The sequence below is a fragment of the Finegoldia magna genome (genome assembly GCF_018371055.1).
GTDB lineage: Bacteria > Bacillota > Clostridia > Tissierellales > Peptoniphilaceae > Finegoldia > Finegoldia magna_I.
Map to the genome: position 1 here is coordinate 1 of NZ_JAGYZD010000254.1, position 2,321 is coordinate 2,321.

The window sequence follows — 2,321 nt, forward strand, 5'->3', positions numbered from 1 at the left end:
CTCTAACCACTTTCATCTTAATTTCTGTACTATATTTTGTCATGAAAAAACTGACCTCCTTAAAGTTGTTTTTAGGTCCAACTTTTTGGGGTCAGTTCAAAATCTCGCACCTTTTTTTTGTTTTGGGGTATAATAATATCAAAGAGAGGTGTACTACAAATGAAAAAGAAAAAGTTTTCAATAGTCAAAATGCTACTAATATGTCTTGTAGTTTTTGTAGCTATAAAATGGATTATAGCTGTTCCCGTTCAAAGACATTACGGATACAAAAAGTTGTACAAATACATGGAAGTTCAAGGGATAAAAAAAGATAACATAAAAGAGATAACATCTTTTAAAGACTATCTGGAAGGTTCTTATGATTACAAAGTTAAATTAAAAGATCCTGAAGGATACTCAATTAACTATATTTATACTCATTATAAAGAAATCATGGTGTATTCAATAGAATACAATTTAAATGGCAAATATAAGTCATTAGATGTCAATGAAAGAAAAAAATTCAAATATCCTCCTTTGCCTTTTGATTGGGAGGATAAATTACCAAATAATAAATAAAAATTACCTAGATTTGAAGTGAACCACCAAAATTTTGTGGTTCACTTTTTTCTAGGTAATTTTTAATTCGCATCTTTTTGTTTATTCAAATACAAATACGCCAACACTATTATTCCCAACGAGAATAAAATCATCATTCTTTCGTCTTTGCTGCCTGATTCTGGGAGTTTTTCATCTTGCGGTTCTTTCTTTTCTACTACGAGCGATTTCTTGGATAAATCAGATTGCGACAATACTACATCGAACTCACGAACTTGTCCTTCTATCAAATGAACTGCGCCGACTCCATTTTCTGTCAATCTATCTTCGTTATTTACAGTAAGAACGTAATTTCCAGGAAACAAATTGTCGAATACAACTTTTCCTTCTTCGTTTGTGTACTGGAATGCATACATATCTGTTCTTCTGTCTTTTAATGAAACGAGGACTTTTTCTTGTGGTTTATCTGCTTTTTTCACGTTGATTATAAGTGCTGATTCGAACTCTTTTTTCATTTTTTCGTTTATTTGTGAACTATAAATAGATTCTTCGGAGTTCGGATTGATTTCGATGTCATCTATCTTGAAATTGTCATGTTCTTCAAAATATTCGCTCATTTTATCCACGTACACTTCGTATTTGCCACTATCTTCCACTTCAAAATGCGCATAGCCGAACACGTCTGTTTTTGCGATGTATTTTTTATCTCTGGACTGTAATCTGACGTCGATTTCTTTTAAGGCAATTCCGTATTTGTCTGTAATTCTGTAAGTTACTTTGTATGTTTTGTCCTTGTCTTCTTTTGTCTTGCCAAATATAGTCTTGGTGTTTACGACGTTGTTTTCTAGTGTGATTACATCTTCGTCGAAGAAATATCCAGACGGAGCAGACACTACTTTTATCGTGTGTTCAGTTGGAGCAAGTCCACGAAATTGGATTTCCCCTTTTTCGTTTGTTTGGTTCTCACGCGATTTTCCCGTCTCAACATCCGTAACGATGAGTTCCACTTTTGGTATTGGATTGCTTTTTTTGTCCAATACCGTAATCTTGAATGTCGCATTGTCTTCGTCGAGCGCTTGTTTTACTGCAAATGACAAGTTCGCCTTGAAATTTTGCATTATTTTCTTGCTGACACTATCATTTTGTTCTCTATTTGGATTGATTATATTGTCTATTTTATCTATTTCCGATGCAGTGGCAATTTGCGGTATCATAACTATCACCACTAAAACGAATAGTATTTTCTTCAAAATTCTCATAACACTTCTCCTATTTAATAATATATCACAAAGGATGTGTTATTTGCTATTTTTAGGCAAAAAAAGTCGCACGAATTATCGTGCGACTTTCCTTACTCTATTTGATCAATTCTTTTACAACTGATTCACTTATTGAGTTTTCTCCACCAAATACATTAACTTTTTCAAATTTTGATTCTTTGATAGCTTCTTTTGTAGCTTCTGGTACTTCATTTGATTCTGTTAATAATATTGGGCAATCAATGGAGCCTATTACTAAGCTGTCTGCAAAGTTTGTTCCGTTTGCGATGTTAACTTCTTTTGTGTCTTTGAAGTCGTATTCGTAGATTTTCTTTGCTGTTTCGTAACGGTTTGCTCCGGCAATTCTTGTAGGGTTTGGAAGTTTGTTTTCTACTTCTTTAGAGATTGTCTTTTCTCCTCCTACAATTATTACTTTGTCGATTTGTTTCAATACTTCTTGTGTTGCTTTTGGTATGTTGTTTTGTTGTACAAGTAGTATTGGCATGTTGTGTTTGTTTGCTAGTG

At 33.3% G+C, this 2,321-nt stretch carries 3 protein-coding genes; 1 reads left to right on the forward strand and 2 read right to left on the reverse strand.

Going from position 1 to position 2,321, the window contains the following annotated elements; translation table 11 throughout:
• Positions 1-159 precede the first annotated feature (159 nt).
• Entirely contained in the window at positions 160-558 is a 399-nt protein-coding gene (locus tag KHW44_RS08735) for a DUF3139 domain-containing protein (RefSeq protein ID WP_304068525.1), read from the forward strand.
• Between the two features lie 62 nt (positions 559-620).
• On the opposite strand, the gene KHW44_RS08740 is transcribed toward KHW44_RS08735, so the two are convergent.
• The gene (locus KHW44_RS08740) at positions 621-1,796 is read right to left on the reverse strand and encodes a carboxypeptidase-like regulatory domain-containing protein (protein WP_304068529.1); all 1,176 of its coding nucleotides are present in this window, start codon (positions 1,794-1,796) and stop codon (positions 621-623) included.
• A 97-nt stretch (positions 1,797-1,893) separates the two neighbouring features.
• Positions 1,894-2,321: cell wall-binding repeat-containing protein (locus KHW44_RS08745; RefSeq protein WP_304068532.1), on the reverse strand; the 428-nt coding region annotated here is incomplete at its 5' end.

Bases quoted from the DNA above. Each gene is read 5' to 3' on its own strand.
- KHW44_RS08735 (WP_304068525.1), top strand. From the start codon at position 160: ATGAAAAAGAAAAAGTTTTCAATAGTCAAAATGCTACTAATATGTCTT.
- KHW44_RS08740 (WP_304068529.1), bottom strand. From the start codon at position 1,796: ATGAGAATTTTGAAGAAAATACTATTCGTTTTAGTGGTGATAGTTATG.